The organism is Aeromicrobium sp. Leaf272, from assembly GCF_001422865.1.
Taxonomy (GTDB): domain Bacteria; phylum Actinomycetota; class Actinomycetes; order Propionibacteriales; family Nocardioidaceae; genus Aeromicrobium.
The window spans coordinates 196,892-197,296 of the sequence record NZ_LMMY01000001.1; the positions used below are offsets into that span (position 1 = coordinate 196,892).

1 pseudogene is annotated in these 405 nt (G+C 70.4%); it reads left to right on the forward strand.

Features of this window, described 5'->3' with window-relative positions:
- A pseudogene (locus ASF38_RS00965) lies at window positions 1-203 on the forward strand (nuclease); the annotation flags it as partial.
- Between the last annotated feature and the right edge of the window lie 202 nt (window positions 204-405).

Below are 405 nucleotides of genomic sequence, written 5' to 3' on the forward strand. Positions count from 1 at the left end.
TCCCGCAGCTCGGCGCACTCGTGGGCACCCGCAAGGTCGGTCTGCTCGCGTTCCGCGAGATGCGCAGCAGCGCCTTCGTCCCACTCATCGAGCGCGGGCTCGAGTTCCACGACCTCGAGTACGACGTGCACGCCTTCAACGAGGAGCTCCCGCGCATCCGCGTGGTGCCGATCGACGAGTTCGACCCGGCTCAGTTCCTGTAGGCAGCCGGTGGTCCTCGCCTGCTGCTGAGTCGCTCGGCTGGGGCTTCGTCCTGCGGCTGCGTCGCTCGGCTGGGTCTTCGCCTGCTGCTGAGTCGCTGGGGTGGGCTTCGCCTGCTGCTGAGTCGCTGGGGCTGCGAGTCGACCTGCGCTCCGAAAGGGCCTCGACCGGCGGGTGGGTACGGGCCCGGGCGAGCCCTCGGAG